The sequence below is a fragment of the Kordiimonas sp. SCSIO 12603 genome (assembly GCF_024398035.1).
Taxonomy (GTDB): Bacteria; Pseudomonadota; Alphaproteobacteria; order Sphingomonadales; family Kordiimonadaceae; genus Kordiimonas.
Map to the genome: position 1 here is coordinate 1,846,833 of NZ_CP073748.1, position 22,727 is coordinate 1,869,559.

The following is a 22,727-nucleotide window of genomic DNA, read 5'->3' on the forward strand; positions in this document are numbered from 1 at the left end:
CGCCTTTTACGTATTTGTACAGTAGTGGATCACTAATTATGACAAATTTTGTAAGATTTAAGTGTTAACAAAAAATTACCAACTCAAAAACTGGCTAATAAAGTTAGAGAAGTTAGTCTGAGTCGTCATTTTTCGAAACAATTAGATTGTACAGAGCTGTCTTATGTTAAGAATGGTTCTTAAATTCTGCACAGTGTGATGTGATTTTTCCTATTAATTATATATCTTTACCTAGTGCTAGCCGCTTATTTACAAAATTGTCAATGTTTACGTAGTTGACAAACTTACGAGTTTTTGTCAACTACGTCTCATGGAACAAGATCTTTTACTTATAAATGCGATGGATGTGTTCATCCGTTACGGTTTTAAAAAAGCCTCAATGGATGATGTAGCAGCGGCTGTTGGTATGTCCCGGCAGGCGATTTACAAACGCTACCGTAATAAGAAAGACCTGTTCCGGTCTGTCATTGAGTTTGGCATGAGAAGCTCGAAAGAGGCTGCGATAGCATCTCTTAGTATTAAAGGGCTTTCACCAAAAGAAAGACTGCTTCAAAGCTGTTTTTGCTGGGGCGGGCAACATATCGAACGTATGCGGTCTTCACCACATAGTTTCGAGGTGATTGCTTTCGCCAATGCTGAAATGAAAGACCATGCCAGGGCAATGGAAGAAGAATATACGGAAGCAGGCATTGAAATGCTGCTGAGAGAAGGGCTTTGCTCAAGTAAAGATGAAGCCTTCAATATTCTCTTCACCATTGAGATGGCATCTAAAGGGTTATTCCATTGGGGTGAAGATTTGCGCTCCTATATGGAAGGTGTTGCACAGGTAATAAACACGCTTTTGCCACGGGGGGAGCCGTGTGAGGTTAACGAAAGCCTTGATGTTTATACCCAGGTAATGAACCCGAGTTGCGACGAAGCGAGTGAGATATAGCCCCGATAAAGAGGGTAGCAAGCTCACCGTACAATTAGGCGAAAGCCAACGGAATGTTGTTTAGAGTGCTCATTATGAGTGCTCTTGAACAGGTTATGAATGTTTGAATATTGAGTAGAGAGGGCGCTATGCCACAAGTGGAAAAGAAATCTATCTCCTCCCGTTTTTCTTTTGTTTACGGTCTCGTTGCACTGGCGGGCGGTGTTTTTGTTATGATGGCGGCAGGCGCCAGCAATAATGTTGCAGATGCCGCGGCTCAAAACCGCCCCGTTGATAAAGGGCAGCTTGTTGAAACCATGACGGCAAGTGTGGTAGATGGAAAATATGTGGTGGAAGCACCAGGTCGGCTTCAGTCGCGCCAAAACCTTCTTATTGTTGGTGAGGTTGCTGGTAAGATTACTTATGTGAACCCTAAGTTTGTTCTTGGAGGCCGTTTTGCTGAAGGCGAAACATTCTTCCAGATCAACAAAGCAGATTATGAAGCTGAGGTGGCCCGTTCTAAAGCAGGCGTTGCAAGTGCTGAAGCTTCTCTGGTTCAGGCTCGCCTTGATAATGAACGCCGTCTTGATCTTGTTAAAACGGGTGCTGTTTCAGAAGCGTCACGCGATCAGGCTGTTGCTAATCTCGCTGCGGCAGAAGCTGGTGTAGCGCAGGCGAAAGCAAGTCTTATTCGTGCTCAGGAAAATCTGGAGCGGACTACCGTTAAAGCGCCATTTCCTGCGCTTGTAACATCAGAAAATATTTCACTGGATTCCTATGTTTCACCAGGGCAGGAGCTAGCTCGTATTCTTGATACACGCGCCGGCGAACTGGTAGCAGGGCTTTCCCCCCGAAAGGCCGCAGCGGTAACGAGAGCGCTTTCAATCCTCGCTGAAAGTAAACTCGTTGCCGTTGCCAAGCCTAATGAAGGCTCGGTAGGTTCCGGTACATTAACTGGTTATGTGGATCAGTTTTCACCATCAATTGATGCAGCGTCACGTACAGCTCTTGTGGTTGCTGTATTCCCGGAGGCCTTTAGCGCTGAAAACGCAGGACGTGTGTTTGCGAACGATTTCATGACCCTTGAGATTGCTGTTGAGGCTGACCAGCAGGTATGGCGTGTGCCAGTTGGTGCTGTACGGAAAGACAGCTATGTATGGGTGGTGAAGGATAGCAAGCTTTCAAAACGTTTGATTACCGTGATTGACCATGAAGGCGAAAATGCGCTTGTAGCCTCTAAGGATGGCCTTGAAGGCGAACAACTAGTACTTTCTATCCTTTCGGAAGAGCATGAAGGCCTGAAGGTGCGTGCTGCTTCAACTGCTGTTGCGCAGCTGCAGTAGGGAGCAGGTATCATGAAAGGTTTAATCAAAGGCGCTCTCGAAAACCGGGTGGCTGCCACTCTTTTTGCTTTTGTATTGATTATGGCGGGTTTGCTTTCATTGCAGACGCTGAATGCTCGCTTATTCCCTGAAATTATCATTCAGGGTGTAACAATCACTGTTCCTTATCCAGGCGCAACTCCTACTGAGGTGGAAACTTCAATTGTTAAGCCAATTGAAGAACGGCTTGAGGGTATGGAAGGTGTTCGTAAAATTACGGCCCTCGCAGCAACAGGTGTTGCCAGTGTGCTTGTAGATATTGAAGACGGTGAAAGCATTCCGGATATGCTGGATGATATCCAGACAGAGATTAACCGGATTACCGTATTCCCGCAACGTTCTGAACGCCCGCAAGTGGTTCATACAGAGCAAGACGAGCTTATTGCACTATTGATTATCTACGGTGATAAAAGTGTCGAGGAATTGAAGCGTGTTGCGGAACGAGTGCGCTCTGATCTTACTGATCTAGACGAAATCTCCCGTGCAGCTGTAAATGGCGCTCCTCCTTATTTGATCGATATCTCAATCAGTGAAAACACACTGCAATCTCTTGGTTTATCCCTTGGTAATATCTCTGATCGTATTGGCGAGCAAAGCCTTGATCTATCGGGTGGTGAAATTGAAAACAACAGGCAGAAACTTCTGGTTCGTTCAACAGGTGAACGCCGTACAGGTGACCAGTTTAGGAATGTTGTGTTGGGTTCTGGTGAAACAGGTACACCGATCCTTCTTGAAGATGTGGCTGATATTAACGACGGTATCTCCGAAGCACCTATTCAGGCAATTTATAAAGGGAAGCCTGCCACGTTTGTAACGGTATTCCGTACGGGTGATGAACAGATTCTTGATCTGGCAAATGCTGTGCGTGGGTATTTCGCTGAAGATATACAAGGCGTTCTTCCAGAAGGTGTAGAAGCAGCCTTCTGGCGCGATGAAGCGTCTATCCTTGAACAGCGTATGAGCCTGCTTTCTGAGAATGCGATCCTTGGTTTGATCCTTGTGTTCCTTCTTCTTATGGCATTCCTTGATATCCGTATCGCGGGATGGGTGGCTTTCGGTGTAACAGTGGCCTTCGTTGGTTCGTTTACGCTGATGAGTATCTTTGGTGTAACCATTAACATGCTTACGCTTTTTGGCTTTATTCTCGCGATTGGTATCGTGGTGGATGATGCGATTGTGGTGGGTGAAAATATTCACGGTACTTGGCGCAACCAAGGTGTAACGCCCAAGGAAGCCGCAAAAATTGGTGTGCTCCGTGTATCGACGCCTGTTCTGTTCTCTGTGACCACGACGATTGTAGCGTTTGTGCCGCTCCTGTTCCTGCCGGGTACGTTTGGGCAGTTCCTTGGCCCAATTGCCGCCGTTGTGATTTGTGTGTTGGTGCTTTCGCTGTTTGATAGTTTCTTTATCCTACCCAAGCACTTGTCGCATTTGCGTGTTGAAGGCCCGCGTCGTTTCTCACCGCGCAAGATTGCTGACCCGTTCCGCAATTGGTTCGCGTCTCGTCTCCGTAGGTTTACAGAAGGCCCAATTCGCCGCGCGGTAACAACCACTGCTGCCCACCCGCTTACAACAGTACTTGTGGCATTTGGTATCTTTATGGGGTCTATGTCGCTTTTGACAGGTGGTGTTGTGAAGGTGGTTTTCTTCCCTGCGGTGGAAGGCGATTATATCACTGCAGAACTTGAACTATCTGAAGCAACGTCCAAAGAACAAACTCTTCGCTATGCGGATTACATTGCGAAAGCTGCTGAAGAGGCGGCGAAGGATTTTGAGCTGGATGATGATCCGCTTCGCGGTGTGTTCACCTCGCTTGGCCGTACAGTAGCACCAGCTACAGCCGCACCTTCGACAGATGGTGGTGCTGCATCGAATAAAGCTTATATCGAACTACTATTGAAAGATGCATCTTCTCGTAATTTCTCAACAAGCGATTTTGAGAAGCTATGGCGAGAAAAAGTGGGTGAAATCCCAGGGGCGCAGAAACTTACTTTCACGGCTGACCTGGTTTCACCTGGTGCGCCAATTCAGCTTGAAGTTAGCACACGCCTTGATAGTGATACCAGATCAGCGGTAGCTGAAATCGTACGTGAGCTAAAATCGTTGCCGGGTGTGTATGATGTGCGGGATGATCGTTTCCGTACAACTGATGAAGTGCAGATTTCATTAAAGCCTCTCGCGCGTTCGTATGGCATTTCACAGGAAGATCTGGCTCGTGAAATCCGCGCAACCTTCTTTGGTGCTGAAGTAACTCGCGTTCAGCGTGATCGTGAAGAAATTCAGGTGCGTGTGCGCTTGCCAAAGCAGGAACGCCTTTCTGTTGAAGCAATGAAAAACTTGCGTATCCGTGTGGGTGATGGTTTCATTCCAGTAACAAGCCTTGCTGATATCAACATTGAACCTGCACCAGCGGCTATCAACCGCATTAATTCGCGCCGTGTTTATACGGTTTCGGGATATGTGGATACATCACTGATCACTGCGGGTGAAGCGACAAACTATATCCTCAATGAGGTGCTGCCGCGTGAAGCTGAGAATTTCGACGGCCTTCATATTACGCTTTCTGGTAATCAGGAAGAGCAGGCGAAAACGGTTCCAGCTATTGCCCGTAACTTTATGATGGCGATGATGGTGATCTATACGCTGTTGGCGCTGAGTTTTAAGTCATACTCTCAGCCGGTTATTGTGATGATGGCTATTCCATTTGGCTTTATGGGCGCGCTTATTGGCCACGGCTTGCTTGGTATGGATATGACACTTCTTAGCATGTTTGGTGTGATTGGCCTTAGTGGTGTGATCATTAACAACTCTTTGATGGTAGTTAGCTTCATCAATGACCGTATTGCCGAAGGTGAAGAATATCACACAGCGGTAGTTGAAAGTGTGCTGGAACGTTTCCGTGCGATCCTTCTTACGACACTAACAACTTTCCTTGGTGTGACACCAATTATCCTTGAGACAAGCGTACAGGCGCAGTTCCTTGTGCCAACGGCGGTATCTCTTGGTTTTGGCATTATCATTGGTACATCAGTGCTGATCTTCACAATTCCCGCGCTTTCCATGATGCATCTGAAGGTGTTTGGCCACCATAGCCGGAGAGGCAAGCAAAAAGCAGTTGCTGCGGCAGCTGCTGAATAAACCTCAACCAATAACTTTTAAGGCGCGGGCGGCTTCGGCTTCCTGCGCCTAATTATAATAACCAGATTGGGGGATGGAGAAGGCAGTGTTGAAAGTGTTAAAGGGTATTTTGATTGTTCTGGTGTTGTTGATCGTTATCGCAGCCGCTGTGATTTATTCTATAAATGCTAAAAATATCGGTGAAGATAAACTTGCCCGATCTACAGCATTCAATGGTGAGAAGTTCGTCAATATTGACGAAAATAAAAAAGCCGCTGGCGATATTTGGAAGATTATCTCAGCCTACCGTGGACTTGATACAACAGACCACGAGCCTACTGTTACAATCCCAGTTCAGAAAGTAACTCGAGCGCAGTTGGATGCGCTGCCGGATAATAAAACCCATATTATCAAGCTTGGTCATTCAAGCCTGCTGATAAAAGGCGCAGGTAAATACTGGCTTGTTGACCCGGTGTTTTCAGAACGTGCATCGCCCTTCAGTTTTCTTGGTCCCAAGCGCTTTCATGAAGCGCCGATCAGTATGGATGAATTGCCTGAAATCGAAGGTATTATCATCAGCCATAACCACTATGATCACTTAGATAAAGGGGCCATCCAAACTTTGAAGGCGAAAACAAACCGCTATTTCGTACCGCTTGGTATTAGTGGTGATCTCGTTTCCTGGGGTGTTGATGAAAACCGTATCGAAGAGTTGGTGTGGTGGGAGAGTATAGAGCATGCAGGCCTCAAGCTTACATCTGTACCAGCTCAGCATTTCTCAGGCCGAGGGGTAGGGGATAGTAATATCACGCTCTGGACTGCTTGGGTACTTGATTTTGGTGGTGATAAAATTTTCTATAGCGGTGATGGCGGTTATGCGAAGGAATTTGCAAGAATTGGTGAAAAGCTTGGCCCGTTTGATATCACGTTTATGGAGGTTGGTGCCTATAATGAATTATGGCCGGATATCCACATGACACCAGAGCAAGCTGTGCAGGCACATGTTGATTTAAACGGGCGTTTTATGGTGCCAGTTCATAACGGAACTTTCAATCTGGCAATGCATACATGGTATGAACCGTTTGACCGTGTACTTGTGGAGGCAGATCAGAAAGATATAGAATTGATAACACCAAGGTTTGGTCATGTTATTACTTTAGATTATCTGGGTAGCTATAGTCAGGATCGTTGGTGGCAAAAGCTTAAATAACTTAGAAAAATTGCTACGCCGTATCTTGAAAGTTCGGAAAAAGCTTGTAGTTTCCTCACAACAATAATGCTCGGGTGGTATGCCGCTCGGGCAATTCAGTGGGGGTAGTATGTTTGAGTTTTTAGTTGCGCCGTCGTTTATGATGGCGACAGTTTCCGTGGCCGAAGTTAATTTCAGTACCGTTGATGATGATATCGAAGTGATCGAGATTAAAGGGCGTAATGTTGAAAATATTGGCAAGGTAACGGCTGGTTCAAGCGGGCTTGTTGGTTACGATGATTTGAAAAATCGCCCAATTTCCCGTGTTGGGGAAATTCTTGAAGTTATCCCTGGGCTTGTGGCTACCCAACACTCTGGCACTGGAAAAGCAAACCAGTTTTTCCTCCGTGGGTTCAACCTTGATCACGGTACCGATTTTGCGACATTCGTTGACGGGGCACCAATCAATATGCGTACGCACGGTCACGGCCAAGGGTACACAGACATGAATTTCATTATTCCTGAACTTGTTGAACGCGTGGAGTTTAAAAAAGGGCCATACCACACTGAAGTTGGTGATTTTGGTTCTGCGGGTAGCTCTTCCATTTCCACCTACAATAGACTTGATAAAAATATCGCAAGCGTAACGTTTGGTGAAAATGGTTTTGCGCGCGGCCTGGTTGCGGCAAGTTTTGATATTGCCGAAGATGTTCACTTGCTTACAGCAATTGAAGGTAACCTGTATGATAGCCCGTTCGAGCGTGAAGAAGATCTTGAAAAGTTGAATGCATTTGCAAAACTTTCCGGCGCGTCTGAGGATCTTCGCTGGAATGTTGGTTTCAACTATTATGACGCTGGCTGGAACGCGACAGATCAGGTCGCTAACCGCGCGGTAGAAAGTGGTTTAATTGGCCGCTTGGGTACGCTTGATGAAGACTTGGGCGGTAATACCGAACGTTTTGCCATTACAGCGAATGTTGCAACAGAAGATACAAGCTTTTCTGCCTATTATATTAACTATAGCTTCAACCTGTTTTCTAACTTCACATATTTTCTGAATGATCCAGTGCGTGGTGATGAATTTGAGCAGTTTGATGACCGCTCTATCTTTGGCGGTAATATTCAGCGCCACTGGCATCTGGATGCGCCTGTACCAGTTAAATTTACGGTAGGTGCAGATATCAGGCATGATGATATTGGTGCTGTTGGGCTTTACGGTACTGAAGGCAGGGTTCGCCACACGCTTATTCGTGATGATGACGTTTCATCAACCAGTTATGCAGGCTTTGCTAAGGCTCAGTTCGAGCTTGCAGAGAATGTAAGGTTTGAAACAGGCGCAAGGCTGGATCATATCGCTGTAGATGTAAATGCAACGATTAACGAAAACAGTGGCAAGGAAACTGATACAATCGTATCGCCTTCAGCTTCTCTGGCGTGGCGTGTTGCTCCAGAGATTGAGCTTTATGCTAACTACGGCGAAGGCTTCCATTCTAATGACGCCAGGGGCGGTACGATTAGTGTGGACCCTGTTACTGGCGACGCGGTCGATGCTGTACCGCTTTATGTGAAATCACGTGGTGCAGAAATTGGCGCACGCTATGAAACAGAAAGATTTAAAGCAGCCTTAGTTGGGTTTTGGCTAAACCTTGATTCTGAACTTGTGTTTGTGGGCGACGCTGGCACAACAGAAGTGAATGATGGCACACGCCGGTTTGGGGTGGAAGCCAGCATGTTCTGGCAGGCGGCAGACTGGCTGAATATGCATGCATCCTATGCCTACACTCGTGCTCGCTTCCGTGGCGGTGTGGCTGAGGACCGCATTCCGAATGCCGTACCAAGTGTGTTTAGCGCAGGTGTGGATATCGACCCCGCAGAAAACATCTCCACCAGCTTCATTCTTCGCCATTTTGGTGGTGCGCCACTTATTGAAGATAGTTCCGTTAAATCAGAGAGCACAACAACAGTAAACTGGGGTGGTTATTATAGCTTCAGCAATTTCAAGTTGGGTGTTGAGGTTCTGAACCTGTTTGATAGCAAAGACCCTGATATCAGCTATTTCTTTGAAAGTCGCCTCCCGGGTGAAGCAGCTGGTGTTGAAGGCCTTCATACACATCCGCTTGAACCAAGGCAGCTTCGTGTGACCTTGCAGGCGACATTTTAAATAACTGATCTTGAGCAATTATATATAAAGCTACTCATCTTTTGAAGATGAGCAGCTTTTGGCGGGTTATTGTTTTTGTAGTGCAGCAATTTGTGCTTTTGCATTGGCGCACCAGGTACAGCCTTTGTTTGGTGCAATATCTAGCGACCGCTGATAGCTGGCGATAGCTTGAGCTTTATCGCCTTTAGTCCGATATCCTTCGCCCAAACTTTCCCACAGATTGCCTTTTCCCGGGAATAATTCGATATTAAGTTTGAATAAGGCGATCGAAGTTTCGTACTGACCTTGTTCTTCAAACGCGATGCCCACTCGGTTTAATAAAGATGGCTGCATTATCGGCTTGCCAGTTTGCTTCTCAAAATATTCTGGCAATTTCGCTGCATCAGCCGCTGGTTTGGATTGCATGAATTCATACACCACCCTGTGTGGAGAAACGGTGAAGGCTTTTGGCACATAATCTGGTTCAAAAACCATCCTGTGTACCTGATAGGTGGGCCATTCTGCTGTGGAGGTGTTGCTCGCATATATAATGGTTACGTCATCTTCTGGATACCAAGCAAGTCCAGAGAAAAATATGCCGTTTCCCCCGTTGTGAGTGACTAAATCTTTTCCGTCGTAACCAGACCGAACGCCCCAGCCATACCCGTTGTAGACGTTAGGTCGATTAGGAATTGGAACGTGTTTGGCAAAGAGTTGATTGCGAACAGGTGCCGACAGTATCTTATCTGTCTTCAGGGCCTCCAACCACATGTAGAGCTCGTTTGACGTGGTTGCCAGACCACCATTACCTACCAGGTTCCATGATACGCTATCATCTTTCAGATACCGCTCTAATGTTGTTCCTCTAGGGATGATACCGTGCCAGTATTGTTGCGCTAAAGATTGCCCTTTCCGTTCTGGCAAGAGATAGCCTGTTTGCTTTAGTCCCACAGGCTTGAAAATGTTTTCGTTTAGGTAAGTTTCATAGGAAGTACCGGAAACCTCCTCAATGATGGCAGCTAGTAAGCTATAGCCCGCGTTGGAATATTTATAATCTCCAAGTTCTAATATTAATTTGCTGGTTAATGCTTTGTTTAAGAGCTCGTTTTTAGTAGTGCCGTCGAAATCACCACCAAAACCAAAATCAAGGCCGGAGGTGTGGGTTAATAGATGATGGACAGTTATGTCTTTTTTATCATCAGGGATATCAGGAAAAAACTTATCTAAGCGATCGGTTGTGGATAATTTCTTTTGGTCTACCAGTTTCATAATAGCTGCAGCAGTAAACTGCTTGGTATTGGAGCCAATATCAAAGACTGTGTCGGGAGTGTTATCTACACCATTTTCTTTATCGGCAAAGCCGTATCCTTTGTTCAGGATAATCTTACCATCTTTTGCGACCAAAAGAGTTCCCGCATACCCTTTCTCTACCCCTGATATCATATAGTCATCTATTCGCGCGGCGAGCGCCTTATCAGAAGGGTTATATTCTGGATCGGAGGCTTGTGAATGTGAGGTGGCAAAAATGCAGGTAATTAACGCAAATATATGTTTCATTTCCTTTGAATCCCCGTGAAGTGCTGTCGTTATATTTATTTGTTTTATTGATGTGTTAGTACGTCTCATAATTTACTAATCACAATTAATTGTTGTGATGATATATACCGTTATTTATTTTTGTTTACAGGTGTAAACAAAAAGGCTTTACATTATCGATTACATGTGTAATCAATAAGCCCATGACAGATTCAAACACACATATCAGTGAAGCTGAAAGCAAGGTTATGGAAGCGCTGTGGCGCACCTATCCTTTGAGCGCAGAAGATATTACCGGCAGTGTTGGTGAAGAGCAGAACTGGCGCACGGGCACGGTGAAGACCCTTCTTAATCGCCTGCTTTCCAAAGGGGCTATCTCAGCGGAGAAGCAAGGTAAGAAATATCTCTACAGCCCAGTGCTTGCGCGTGATGAGTATCTCAGTACCGAAGGTGAAAGTGTGCTGAACCGCTTGTTCGGCGGTAGTGTGTCTTCACTGGTGTCTCATTTTTCCAAGCATGAAAAGCTGGACCAGAAGGATATTGCTGAACTTAAGAAGCTGATTGGGGAATTAGACGATGATTGATTTTCTGATGTCTGTAGCTTCCATGGCTGTGGCTGCCACGTTTGCAATTATTGTGGTGCTTTTATGCAGAAAACATCTTCAGGAGTTTTTTGGGGCACGTATTGCGTATGCGTTTTGGGCGATTGTTCCGATTGCCATGATTGCCAGTATGTTGCCTGCTGATGTTGTTTATAAAGTAAATGTTCTGCCAGAGATTGAGGTAGCGAACATAAAAAATAGCGCGGTAGCTGTTCTGCCTCGTGAAGGGACAGAAAGCGCATTTATACCGGAAGATAATAAGCCCTTCTTCTATTCTCTTAGTATACTTGGTGGGATGGCTGTTTTCTGGATTGTTGGTGTTGGACTGAAGATAATCCGTATGGCAGTTCAGCAGCGACAGATTATGAAGCAGACCGGGCTTAAGAAAATACATGGCAATGTGTTCAAGGCATCCCGAAATGATGTTGGGCCTGCGGTGGTTGGTGTTTTAAGGCCTCGCATCATCGTGCCTGAGAACTTTCATTCTGTTTTCTCAGAAGAAGAACAGAAGCTTATTTTGGCGCATGAGCAATCTCATATTCAGGCGGGTGATCTGCGGGCTAATTTGGTGGCCGCTGCTATCAAGGCCGTGAACTGGTTCAATCCACTTGTTTATGTGGCCTTTAATTATTTCAGAATGGATCAAGAATTTGCGTGCGACGAACGGGTGATGCGCACGCACCATGCTCAGCGAAAGCTATATGCAGAAACGCTGTTGAAATCTCAACTGATGTTCCAGCATACAGCGCCTTTTAGCTGTGCATGGAAACCATCTGGTATGCACCCACTTACACAACGAGTTGGCAAATTAAAAAACGGAGAACCAACCATGACACGACGCACACTTGGATTAACTGCTCTAGCTGTATCTGCTCTCACGATTGGTAGCAGCGCATGGGCAACACTGGCCTCCAATACGGTTTACATCGAAAGCCCTTCAACAAGAGTTGTTGAAGTTACGGATAGCGAAGAGGCTGAGCTGGGTTCGGCATTGGTGACTACTCTTCTTGAAGGGCAGCGACAGGCCGCACGCGTGCTTGTGAAATCAGGCGCTAACGTAAATTATTTCATGCCGGGTGATGGGACACCGCTTTTAATCGCCGCTGATAATGGTGATTTAGGCATGGTTAATATGTTGATTGAAGCTGGCGCTGATGTAAACAAACCTGCACCGGGTGACGGAAATCCGCTGATTGCCGCAGCTGGCTCCCGGAATCTAGATATAGCTGGCCTGTTGGTTACGCACGGTGCTGATGTGAATGGTTTTGTTCTTGGTGATGAAACGCCACTTATTCAAGCTGTTCAAAACAATGATTATGCGATGACAAAGTTCCTTGTTGAGAACGGTGCAGATGTAAACCTTCGTGTGAAAACCGGCAACGAGATATATGGCCGGGCAGAGTACCGTTCACCTCTTGGGCAGGCTGAGCTGAAAGCATCCAGCAAAATTGTTAATTATCTGAAACGGCAAGGTGCAACGCCTGTTGTTGGTAAAGAAGACTAATCCAAACACTTCCAAACATCTGGCTGCTTTAATTCTAAACTAAGGTGGCCCTCAATAAAGCCCGAACTCTGCTGTAGACTATGCGGCAGAGAACGGAAAACCTATATCACGACAGTGAGGAATTCTTATGTCTATGTTTTCAAAACGGTTTAAAAAAGCCGGGAAAACCGTAGTTGGTGCTGTGCTCGCAGCCAGCATGCTTTCATCAGGCCAGGTACTAGCCGTTTCAAACCTTGATAAACTGGAGCAAAACCTGCGGCCTCGTTATACGGTTGGCTCAGAAATGCCTCGCTTTAATCTGGCTGAACGTATGAAGCATTACGGTGTGCCAGGTGTTGCGATTGCTATCATTAAAGATGGCAAACTTCATGAGGCAAAAGGTTTTGGCGTGCTGCAAGCCGGAAATGATACGCCAGTGGATGGCGATACACTTTTCTCTGTCGGTTCTGTTAGTAAGGTGGTGACAGCAGCGCTTATTCACCGGATGCAGGATGAAGGAAAATTAAATGTTGATAGAGACGTCAATGATTTCCTGAAAACATGGAAGCTACCTGATGATCGGAAGTGGGATGATGGTAAAATTAACCTGCGTATGATCCTTTCTCACACGGCTGGCTTTAACGTTCACGGCTTTCCAGATTTCCTGCCGGGAGAAGAATTACCAACGGTTTATGATACACTGAACGGCACTGCGCCTGCACGCACAGATGCGTTGAGGCAGGTCTATCAGCCGGGTAGCCGTTACCGTTATTCTGGCGGTGGTTATACGCTGGCTCAGCTTCTCGTATCAGATGTTTCCGATAAATCTTTTGAAGATACTGCAAAGGGCACACTTTTGGCCCCACTAGGTATGAATAGAAGTAGTTTTGAAAACCCTCTGCCCGAAACTGTGCCCAATGTTGCGAAAGCGCATAACCGGAACGGCGAAGCGGTAGCGCTGCCAAGAGGATATGAAGCTATGCCGGAGATGGCAGCATCAGGTTTCTGGACAAGCGCGAATGAACTTGGAACCTTAGTTGCTGCACTCATAGAGAGTTACCGAACCAATGAAGGTTTCCTTAAACAAGCAACAGCAGTGGACATGATGACAAAGGTTGCGACTTCTGTGCACGGAATGGGCCCGCGGCTGCAAGGTTCTGGTTTGAAACGGGTTTTCCATCATGGCGGCGCGAACGATAGTTATCGGGCCTGGATTGAAGGTAATCTGGCAACTGGTGATGGTCTTGTTGTGCTCACCAACGGTTCCGGCGGCAACAATCTTTATGTAGAGATTAGAAATGCGGCTGCAGATACTTATGATTGGGTGATTAACGAACCTGTATTGATCCCAGAGATCAAACTACCAGAGGCCATGATGGCGAGCTATACAGGAAAGTTCAAACCATCTGAAGAATTCACCAAGTTACACCGTGAAAACCTGATTGATTATTTTTATGATATGCCGCTCATTATCTCGGCAGAAAACGGGAAGTTAATGGTGGGGAGAGAAGGCTCAGACAGGAAAAGTGAACTTGTTCCAACCGCAGGTAACCGGTTTATGGTACCAGCTCTCAATGGCCGGATGGGGACTGCAGAGCTTATTTTCCATAGAGATGGCCATAAGAATATAGTGGGGATGACACTTAGTAATGATGGGAAACGTTCTTACTACGATTATGTAAGCGAATAAATATTGGCTCCCCTACATCGTGTGGGGGAGCATTTCTTCTACGAGAATTTTCATAAGTTTAGCTGCAGGCATAGACCGAATACGTGCGACCTCTGATCCAGCCCACTGAGCCCCAAAACCATTTTCACCCAAGGCTTTCGCAGCTGTATTTACAGCTTTCCCCGCATCATAGGCGATGGGGTAGTCAGGAATAGCACGTGTCGAAACTGTTTCCCCAAATTCTGTGAAACGATTTCGTATAGATCTGGCTGGTCGACCAGATACAACACGTGTCATTATCGTTTCCTGTGCGCTTTCGACTGCAATGCGGTGGTCTGCATCAATACAGGTTTCAGGGCAAGTTACAAAGGCTGTGCCCAGCTGTGCAGCTGCAGCTCCGTTCTTCAGTGCTGTGGATATATCTTTCCCATCCATCAAACCACCTGCGGCTATGACGGGAATAGAGATATGTTTGGTTAGAAGCCTTAGCAATTCAACAAGGAGTAGCTTTTCATCTGCCGCATCCGGGTTAAAGCAACCACGATGGCCACCAGCTTCCCAGCCTTGTGCAACAACCGCATCTATTCCTTTTTCTTCAGCAAGCTTCGCTTCTGAAAGGTTTGTCGCCGATGCCAGCAAATAAATGCCAGCATTCTTAAGTGCATCTATTGTGGTTTGGGAAGGAAGACTAAAATGAAAGCTAACAACAGCAGGCTTTTCTTCCAGAACCATGTGAAGCATGTCTGGGTTTTCATCGAAGGTTAAATATATTTCCTTCAATTCCTTTGGTGCGTCTGCGTCAAATTCGTCAAAGAGCGGCTTGAGTGTTTCCAGCCAAACCTGTTCTTTCTCTCTGTCTTGCTGTGCGGGTGCATGGCAAAAGAGGTTAACGTTAAAAGACTGATCTGTAAGAGCTTTAAGCTGCTGGATATCACTTCGAGCTTTTTCAACATCGGAAGCCCCCAGTGCAATAGAACCTAACCCACCTGCATTTGAAACAGCCGCAGCTAGTTCTGGCGTGGAAACACCAGCCATTGGCGCCTGAATAATGGGAAGTTTCAGGGAAAGCTTCGCCATAAGAGAATTTGAGTATGCTAGTGTCATTACTATCTATTTAGGTTTTGAGATGATTTTACAAGGAGTGCCTTGAGGAATTCCCTATCGGCAAGATCATTTATCCTATGATCTTGCCAAAGATATAATAATGACAGGCCTGTGGTATTAAGGTTGGTAAGGAAGTGAAGAATGGTGGTGTACGATACGGAGTGTACCTTCTTCATCCTTCTTGTAACCCCAGCTTTTATCCACTTTCGTAACGTTGCCGTCTTTGTCTGTGAAGGTTACCCAACCCATCCACATGCCAACATCACCTTCAATGAAGCTCGCTGATGTTTCTGATACTACTTCGCGCCAGCCTTTGATGCCGAAACCACCATCAAGTGGGAAGTTTTCATCATGGCCAACGAAGTAGGCTAGGGCGCCTTCTTTTGTTGGACGGAATGTTTTCTCACCGCTTGCAAGCGTTGGTTTGAATAGAACCGGGCCAAGATTATAGCCGTATGCCGCGTCAAGTACGTCATTCGCTAGTGCTCTGGCTGCATCGATGCCGCCTTCTTCATATGCTTTTGAAATAGCAATAAGCGCATTTCCCCATGCTTCGCGGGCTTGTGTTAGTTCTGTTTCTGTAATTGGCATCATGTTCTCCATTGATTAGATTTAGATATATAAAAAAATCCCGATACTACAATACGGCTACATAATTTGTTTGGATTGTAACTTATTGGTTATTCACAGCAGATGCAGCGGTAATTCGGTAAAACATCCCCATTGAAAAATCTTGCAGCAGCTCGAAGTGCCCTTCAATCAATATTGGATCATAGGTGAATTTTACGGGTATATCCGTGATTACCTCTACGAAACCTCCAGGGCCGCCGGGCATATGGAAAGGGCAGGCGTGTGGATATGCCATCAGGATAAAGTGGCTTTGAAATTCTCCTGCATCAAGAGGTAATAAATAGCCATTGAGTTTTACGGATGAGTTATCAAGAGATTTGAGTGCTGGTGTAAACGTAGGCACATATTGAACGAAGTTATTAATCTCTTCCTGTCTAACCTCAATGCCTGTCAAAATGCTCCAATCAATTGAGCCCTGAGTACTTGGTGCAGGTTTCCATATTTCCGGAATATTTTGTTCAGCGAAGGGACGGAGAAGATCATCCTGAGCGGTTACATTTATGCTTATAAAAAGGCTGAGAAAAATCAGGATGCGGTATGTGAACTTATTTTCCATTCTAGCGTCCTCTTTTTAACAATATAGATGGATCAACGCGGTATGCATTAAGGGCAGGCCACAGTGATGCAGCAGCCCCAATCAGAACCACCCCTATTATCAGGCCAAGTTCGGTTGAATATAATCGCATGCCTGTAAGCCCAAATACCGCAACAGGGGCGTAAGTTTCATGAAGAACCAGTAGTAAAAGATGGGCTAAGGAAACACCAATAACAGCACTGGTTATTGCGATTAACAACCCTTCCAGAAGACGTTGGCTGATAGTAAATGTTGTGCTGGCTCCAACTGCTCGCATAAGCGCCATATCGTATAATCCCGCAGCTGAAGAATGACTGACTGTTACAAATATACTCATGCCGCCAATCACCGCGAGTATTATAGCAACAGCCTGAATGGTTTCTGAGATGCCAGCGGTGAGGTCAAAAAGCCTAGTGATTTCAATAGCGGGTGCCGCTGCTTGCAAACCGGGTGTTGAATTGACCATGCGGGGCATATGAACGGCTGCGATTGGCGATTTGTACCGAACAAGAAGGGCCGTGATTTCACGCTCTTCTGTGTCTATCGATTGTAGATCTGTGACGGGCCGAGACCGTATATCCTTTTCATGATGATGAGCCTCATCCTCATGTTCTTCATGTTCTTCATGTTCTTCATGTTCGCTGTGTTCTTCTAGAGTGTCATGTGCTTCTTCACCGTGGGCAAGCCATATGCTGTCCACGGACGTTAAAATCAGGCGATCTAAAATACTGTCAGTTGGCTCCAGAATACCGGTTACTTCATAGGGGGCGTGTTGGTGTTGAGCTTCATTGGTTCCGGAAGAAGACAGGCCGTGGGAACTGTAAAACTTTTGGCCCAGGTTCATTTTAAGCGCCTTATGTACTGATGAACCAATGACAACCTGCTGAGCTTCATGCCATATTTCGCCAGAAGCTAAACGGGCATTATAGAATTTCATAATATTAGGCGTTGTCCCTACAACCCTGAATCTTCTGAAACTATCCCCGAGTGCGAGCGGTAATGTTTCAGAGACATGGGGGTGTTTCATTATGGTTTGGGCATCCGTAAGAGGGATATTGCCTGTTGGGATATCTATGTGAAGTAAACTTGAAAGAACAAGCTGAAGAGGGCTGCCTTTAGCTCCAACAACCAAATCAACATCAGCAATATCCTGTTTAAGCCGGTATGTTGAATGTGCTTTTATTTGAATAAGTAATGACATCAGGGCGACGGCGGCTGCAAGCGTAGCTATGGTAAGAAATGTGCTTAGTGGACGGTGCAGCATGTTTGCCAATGTTAATTTGAAAATGAGCTTCTTCATGCTGGGCTCGTTTCTTGGCTTTTCAAAATGAGGCGCTTTTCAAAGAAAGGTTTAATACGCTTATCATGGCTTGCCACCAGCAGTGTTGCACCCCATTCGGTACACAAGTTATTTAGCAATTCCATAACGTGTGCGGTATTCTCATCATCAAGAGCTGACGTTGGTTCATCCGCAATAAGGACTGGTGGTTGGCACATCGCGGCTCGAGCAATTGCCACACGCTGTGCTTCACCATGGCTTAAAGCTGAAGGCTTGGTGTGTTTCTTATCAGTTAAACCTAAGCGCTTTAGAAGATGTTCAGCCCAGTCTTTATCAATAGGCTGGTTGGTGAATTGTTGGGGCAGGGTTATGTTTTCGTAAACGTTTAGGCTGGAAACTAAATGATAGTCCTGAAAAATTAAACCGAACATTGATGCTCTCAGTTGGTCTATTTCTCCGGATTGTAAACCAGATAGTAGTATACCGTTTACCCAAATATCACCGGAAGAAGGGTTAGATAGGCCAGATAGTAGAGAGATTAATGTAGTTTTTCCGCATCCTGAGGCGCCTAGCAGAAGTTGGTTTTCGCCTTCATTCAAGCACCAACTTTTAATGTATAGTACCTCTTGGTCGCTATAGCGGTGACGTAGTTCTTTAGCTTCGATTAGCGGCGTTTCACTATCTGTAGGCATGAGCGATATACTGGCATTAGGTATATTAGTTTTTTTGATTTAGTAATGTTATATAATCACTTTATAAAATGAGCAAGCTTCAAGAATATGACTATAACTATAGTAAGAAGTGGGGAGTGTACGGTAAATGGGGTACCCTAGATAAACAACAGGCAGCGCCATAGCACTGCCTGTTTCTTGGAAGATTAATCGATGTCAATAGCCGATGGCCTGGCCATCTTTGCGCATCTCTGTTGCACCTATGTAAACCCCGGTTTTAGGGTCACGCATAATGGCTTGATATCCACCAAACATAATGCCGTTATCAATAACTTGAACCCGGTGGCCCATTGCTTTCAGTTTTGCCACCGTTTTAGCGTTGATGCCTGGTTCAAGGTTTAGGGTTCCGATTAAATCCACACTGTTATCACCGATGCGACCAGTTGGCTCGCGACCACCGATATGGTTAAGCCTTGCTGCATCACCAGCTTCTTGCAGGTTCATGCCGTAATCAACAATATTGATCAGCACCTGAACGTGGCCTTGTGGCTGCATCCCACCACCCATCAAGCCGAAGCTGATATATGGCTGACCGTCTTTCATCACAAAAGCAGGAATAATAGTATTAAAGGGCCTTTTCCCCGGTGCGTAAACATTCGGGTGATTAGGGTCCATAGAGAATAATTGACCCCGGTCCTGAAGCATAAAGCCGAGACCATCAGGCACGAGCCCAGAGCCCATACCACGATAGTTAGATTGAATGAGGGAAACCATCATGCCGTCTTTATCAGCCACCGTAAGGTATGTGGTATCCCCTTCACCTTCAATTCTTGGGTCGCCCGGCTCAGGATTAGGGTTAACCTTGGCTGGGTCAATAAGAGCAAAACGCTTTTGGCCATATTCGTCAGTGAGCAGGCTTTTGATATCAAAATCGCTGAAGGCAGGGTCTGCATAGAAGCGGCCTAAGTCTTCAAAGGCTAGTCGTTTCGCTTCTGTAATGTAATGAAGTACCTCTGCGCTGCCGCGTGACCATTGGGTTAGGTCTACATTTTTTAAAATATTAGCCATTTGAAGGGCTGCAAAGCCTTGGCTGTTTGGCGGCAGTTCACAAAGTTCATGGCCTCGATAGTCAACACAAGCGGGGTCTACCCATTCGCTCTTATGGTTTGCAAAATCTTCATAGCGCAGGTCTCCCCCAATGCGTTTCATATAGGCATCAATAGTTTTCGCTATTTCACCTTTGTAGTAAGCGTCTCTGCCTTCGCTGGCTAACATTTTAAAGGTACGTGCCAGGTCAGGGTTTTTGAAAAGTGATCCTGCTTTCGGTGCACCATTTTTGAAATAAGTAGCGCGGGCATTATCAAATTCATTGATTGTCGCAATGCGTTCTTCAAAGCGTGCCAGGTTCATCTGGAAATAACGTGCGATTACTGGCGACACTGGAAAACCGTTTTCCGCATAGTCAATTGCAGGCTTTAAAACGTCTGACATGGGTTTGTTGCCAAAGCGTTTGTGAAGCTCGAACCAACCATCTACAGCACCGGGTACACTAACAGGTAAATCCCCAAATGGTGGTAGTGTGTCCTTGCCCTTCAGTCTCGCCGCTAACTCATCATAAGAGCGGCCCTTAGGGCTCCTGCCTGATGCATTAAGGCCATAAAGTTTCTTGGTTTTCGGATCCCATACAATAGCGAACAAATCGCCGCCCATTCCGTTGCCCGTGGGTTCCATAAGTCCGATAGCGACGTTTGCTGCAATGGCTGCATCTACTGCATTCCCACCTGCTTTGAGGATATCTATTGCTACTTGGCTTGCAAGTGGGTGCGCGGTGGCTGCCATGCCGTGTTCTGCATAAACTGGGCTTCTGGACCAAAGCGCACCAACAGGTCTGCCGCCAGCGCCAATATCATCGATAACTGGTTTATCGTCAGCTGCGGTTGCGGCTAATGAAGCTGCCAGCATTATCGTGGCAGCGCCTTTTTTTAGAAACTTCATGTTTTATTCCCCTCATAAGCAGCGTGGTGTGGCTGCGTAACTTGCCCCTGAGTTTTCAAACGGAAGGTTACCGCAAACCAGACGATTGCCAATACAAACACGAAAAGGTGATTGCCTCTAACTGAAGTTATAGAGATATGGGTATTGCTTGACATAAGGGCCAAAGGCTTGTGTGTTACCGTGCAATGTAAGCGAAAGTACGGTTTGGGACGTGCTTTGGAGCTTACAAAGGGAATGTTCATCCCATGGGGGCGGGGGATATACATGAAGAGATAATTTTGTGTGTTTATTAGTGATCGCGTGTGTTTCGCGATTAAACCCTGAACTATTGCCTAAATTGCCCCGATATGCCGTTTCCTCAGACTATAAAATTTAATCAAAACACCAAACTTGCCAGGCCTTACCGCTTAGCTGTTCTGTCAGTATTTTTGCCTGCTTTTATTACTCTTGATGCGCAAGCCGATGCTACAGAGTTTTATGATTTGAAGGAAATCAGCGTAACAGCTGTTAGAAGCAAAGATAGAGTTCTTCAGCCTGCGCTTGAGCTTGATCAGGCATATTTTGAACAGACTGTCCCAACAGATTTTACCGATGTTTTCCGGGGTGTACTTGGGGTTGGTATTCGGACTAACTCAAGGGGTGAAGCAGTACTGAGGTTACGCGGTTCGGAAGAGCGTCAGTCGCAGGTGTTTATTGATGGCGCGCCAATAAGTGTTCCTTGGGATGGTCGCGCTGACCTTTCTCTGTTTCCTGCTAGTTTGATTAGAAGCGCGCGGGTTATCAAGAGCGCAGCACCTATTGAATATGGTGCAAACGCGGTTTTGGGTGTTGTCGATATATCTACTCTTGATGATAGTGATGAGTTCCGTTTGAACGCACGCACGGAATACGGCACCCATGATACCTTCACGTTGGAGGGTGATGTCTATATTCCAATTGGCAATTGGGCGCTTCAGTTTGGTGCAAACCATTTCGAGCGTGATGCCATCAGTGTTGCTGATGAAGATGTTATTCCGTTTGATCCGCTGGAAGGCGAAGGCAGAACCAACACTGACTTGGAAAGTACAAGCCTTTTTGCAGCCGTATCACTGGATGAAGAATGGGGAACAGTGCGTGCGTCCATTTTTGATATCAATTCAGAAAAGGGTATAGCCGCTGCGGCACATATTGATCCTGCTGTTGGAAGCCCGCGTTTTTGGCGATATCCCAACTGGCATATGACACAAATAAACTTGGCTGCAGATATTAATTTGAATGATACTACCAATCTAAGGGTGAATACTTGGCGGCAGGACTTCGAACAAACCATACTGTCTTTCACCGATGTGAATTATAACGAGCTTGAAGACAGACAGGATGATGAAGATAACACATGGGGCGGGCGCGTTGTGCTTTCTCATGAGCAGCCGCTCATTACTACACGACTGGTAGCGTCCTTACAGCAAAGCACCCATGAGCAAACCGAGGATGACATACTCGGCGGTGTGAACGGGGAACTGGAAAGGTTTCGCCAGCGTTTGTTCAGTGTTGGTGGCGAAGTTGATGTGCCTTTAAGCGAAAATGTGAAAACATCTTTTGCACTTGCTTATGACAGAGCAGCAACACCGCTAACGGGTGGCCGACCAGAACAGCCAGCCATTGGAAAATGGGCGGCAAGCGGAGCATTGGAATGGCAGGCATCACCTGATGTAACTGTCACTGCAACGGTAGGACAGCGCCTTAGATTTCCAACCATGCGGGAGTTATATGGCACGGCGCTTGGGCGTTTTCTTTTAAACCCTGACCTAAGGCCAGAAACAGCTTTGTTGGCTGATGTAACCATTGATTGGGCTCCAGCTGATTTACCAATTACACTAACGGTTACACCGTGGATTTCACGTATAGATGATACGCTTTCACGCCGGAACGTGACGGTAGATGGCTCTGTTCTTCGTCAGCGGTTTAATCTGGAAGGCTCACGCGGTATTGGCCTTGAGGCGGCATTCACTTGGGCGGTGAGTGACGGACTAAGCTTTGAAGCAAATATGCTTCTGCAGGACTTGAAGGCAGATCAGAATGAAGAAGGTAATCGTCCAGTATTGTTTCAGCGACCTAATAGCCAGATATTGCTGGCCGCGAACTATAGGTTTGAAGGCGGAGCTAATATACGCGCTGAAATGAACCACACTGGTCGCGCTTTTGATGAAGATGAAGACGGTAGTGTTGTGGCACTTAACAGATCAAATGAATTTAATGTGCAGTTTTATGTGCCTCTCAAGGAAACCAGCTTTGGCTCTTTGCAGTTTTATGGTGCCTTGAACAATATTACAGATACGGTTGTCTTGCCGCAGTTAGGCTTACCTGCGCCAGGACGGACTATAAAATTTGGTATTAGGCTTAATGGAGGATAATGCCATCAAAGATCACAAGCATGTGACGTGCAGGAGCTGTGAAAAGAGGCCAT

At 46.1% G+C, this 22,727-nt stretch carries 16 protein-coding genes; 9 read left to right on the forward strand and 7 right to left on the reverse strand.

The window, feature by feature from the left end; genetic code table 11:
* Positions 1 to 310: 310 nt before the first annotated feature.
* The 5 genes from KFE96_RS08385 (at position 311) to KFE96_RS08405 (ending at position 8,762) form a co-directional block, all read left to right on the forward strand.
* Complete coding sequence (locus tag KFE96_RS08385) at positions 311 to 934, forward strand: TetR/AcrR family transcriptional regulator (RefSeq protein ID WP_247020649.1); 624 nt, start codon at positions 311 to 313, stop codon at positions 932 to 934.
* A gap of 128 nt (positions 935 to 1,062) precedes the next feature.
* The gene (locus tag KFE96_RS08390) at positions 1,063 to 2,256 is read left to right on the forward strand and encodes an efflux RND transporter periplasmic adaptor subunit (protein ID WP_255835534.1); all 1,194 of its coding nucleotides are present in this window, start codon (positions 1,063 to 1,065) and stop codon (positions 2,254 to 2,256) included.
* Between the two features lie 12 nt (positions 2,257 to 2,268).
* A complete protein-coding gene (locus KFE96_RS08395) occupies positions 2,269 to 5,433 on the forward strand; it encodes an efflux RND transporter permease subunit (RefSeq protein ID WP_255835535.1) in 3,165 nt (1,054 codons plus the stop codon).
* An 85-nt stretch (positions 5,434 to 5,518) separates the two neighbouring features.
* Positions 5,519 to 6,622, forward strand: coding sequence for an MBL fold metallo-hydrolase (locus KFE96_RS08400; RefSeq protein WP_255835536.1), 1,104 nt, complete (start codon positions 5,519 to 5,521; stop codon positions 6,620 to 6,622).
* 109 nt (positions 6,623 to 6,731) lie between these two features.
* Entirely contained in the window at positions 6,732 to 8,762 is a 2,031-nt protein-coding gene (locus tag KFE96_RS08405) for a TonB-dependent receptor (protein ID WP_255835537.1), read from the forward strand.
* Positions 8,763 to 8,828: 66 nt separating this feature from the next.
* Here the strand turns inward: KFE96_RS08405 and KFE96_RS08410 are convergent, their stop codons facing one another.
* Positions 8,829 to 10,298, reverse strand: coding sequence for a beta-lactamase family protein (locus tag KFE96_RS08410; protein ID WP_255835538.1), 1,470 nt, complete (start codon positions 10,296 to 10,298; stop codon positions 8,829 to 8,831).
* Between the two features lie 182 nt (positions 10,299 to 10,480).
* On the opposite strand from KFE96_RS08410, the gene KFE96_RS08415 reads away from it, so the two are divergent.
* From KFE96_RS08415 to KFE96_RS08425, 3 genes are all read left to right on the forward strand, one after another.
* Positions 10,481 to 10,861: a BlaI/MecI/CopY family transcriptional regulator gene (locus KFE96_RS08415; protein WP_255835539.1), complete on the forward strand. Its 381-nt coding sequence runs from the start codon at positions 10,481 to 10,483 to the stop codon at positions 10,859 to 10,861.
* Positions 10,854 to 12,383, forward strand: a complete 1,530-nt coding sequence (locus KFE96_RS08420) for a M56 family metallopeptidase (RefSeq protein WP_255835540.1) — start codon at positions 10,854 to 10,856, stop codon at positions 12,381 to 12,383. Before KFE96_RS08415 ends, KFE96_RS08420 begins: the two co-directional genes overlap by 8 nt.
* 127 nt (positions 12,384 to 12,510) lie before the next feature.
* Positions 12,511 to 14,052: a serine hydrolase gene (locus tag KFE96_RS08425; RefSeq protein WP_255835541.1), complete on the forward strand. Its 1,542-nt coding sequence runs from the start codon at positions 12,511 to 12,513 to the stop codon at positions 14,050 to 14,052.
* 12 nt (positions 14,053 to 14,064) lie between these two features.
* Here the strand turns inward: KFE96_RS08425 and KFE96_RS08430 are convergent, their stop codons facing one another.
* The 6 genes from KFE96_RS08430 to ggt form a co-directional block, all read right to left on the reverse strand.
* Entirely contained in the window at positions 14,065 to 15,135 is a 1,071-nt protein-coding gene (locus tag KFE96_RS08430) for a nitronate monooxygenase family protein (protein WP_255835542.1), read from the reverse strand.
* A gap of 117 nt (positions 15,136 to 15,252) precedes the next feature.
* Positions 15,253 to 15,726 carry a phosphoribosyl-AMP cyclohydrolase gene (locus KFE96_RS08435; RefSeq protein WP_247020629.1) on the reverse strand — a complete coding sequence of 158 codons (474 nt, stop codon included), beginning with the start codon at positions 15,724 to 15,726 and terminating at the stop codon, positions 15,253 to 15,255.
* Positions 15,727 to 15,808: 82 nt separating this feature from the next.
* On the reverse strand, positions 15,809 to 16,321 hold the full coding sequence (locus KFE96_RS08440; protein ID WP_255835544.1) for a DUF3299 domain-containing protein: 513 nt from the start codon (positions 16,319 to 16,321) through the stop codon (positions 15,809 to 15,811).
* A 1-nt stretch (position 16,322) separates the two neighbouring features.
* On the reverse strand, positions 16,323 to 17,639 hold the full coding sequence (locus KFE96_RS08445; RefSeq protein ID WP_255835545.1) for an ABC transporter permease: 1,317 nt from the start codon (positions 17,637 to 17,639) through the stop codon (positions 16,323 to 16,325).
* Positions 17,636 to 18,310 carry an ABC transporter ATP-binding protein gene (locus KFE96_RS08450; protein ID WP_255835546.1) on the reverse strand — a complete coding sequence of 225 codons (675 nt, stop codon included), beginning with the start codon at positions 18,308 to 18,310 and terminating at the stop codon, positions 17,636 to 17,638. Before KFE96_RS08450 ends, KFE96_RS08445 begins: the two co-directional genes overlap by 4 nt.
* A 195-nt stretch (positions 18,311 to 18,505) precedes the next feature.
* Positions 18,506 to 20,284, reverse strand: a complete 1,779-nt coding sequence (gene ggt, locus KFE96_RS08455; protein WP_255835547.1) for a gamma-glutamyltransferase — start codon at positions 20,282 to 20,284, stop codon at positions 18,506 to 18,508.
* A 428-nt stretch (positions 20,285 to 20,712) separates the two neighbouring features.
* Here ggt and KFE96_RS08460 point away from each other — a divergent pair, with 428 nt between their 5' ends.
* Positions 20,713 to 22,674: a TonB-dependent siderophore receptor gene (locus KFE96_RS08460; RefSeq protein WP_255835548.1), complete on the forward strand. Its 1,962-nt coding sequence runs from the start codon at positions 20,713 to 20,715 to the stop codon at positions 22,672 to 22,674.
* Positions 22,675 to 22,727: the final 53 nt, after the last annotated feature.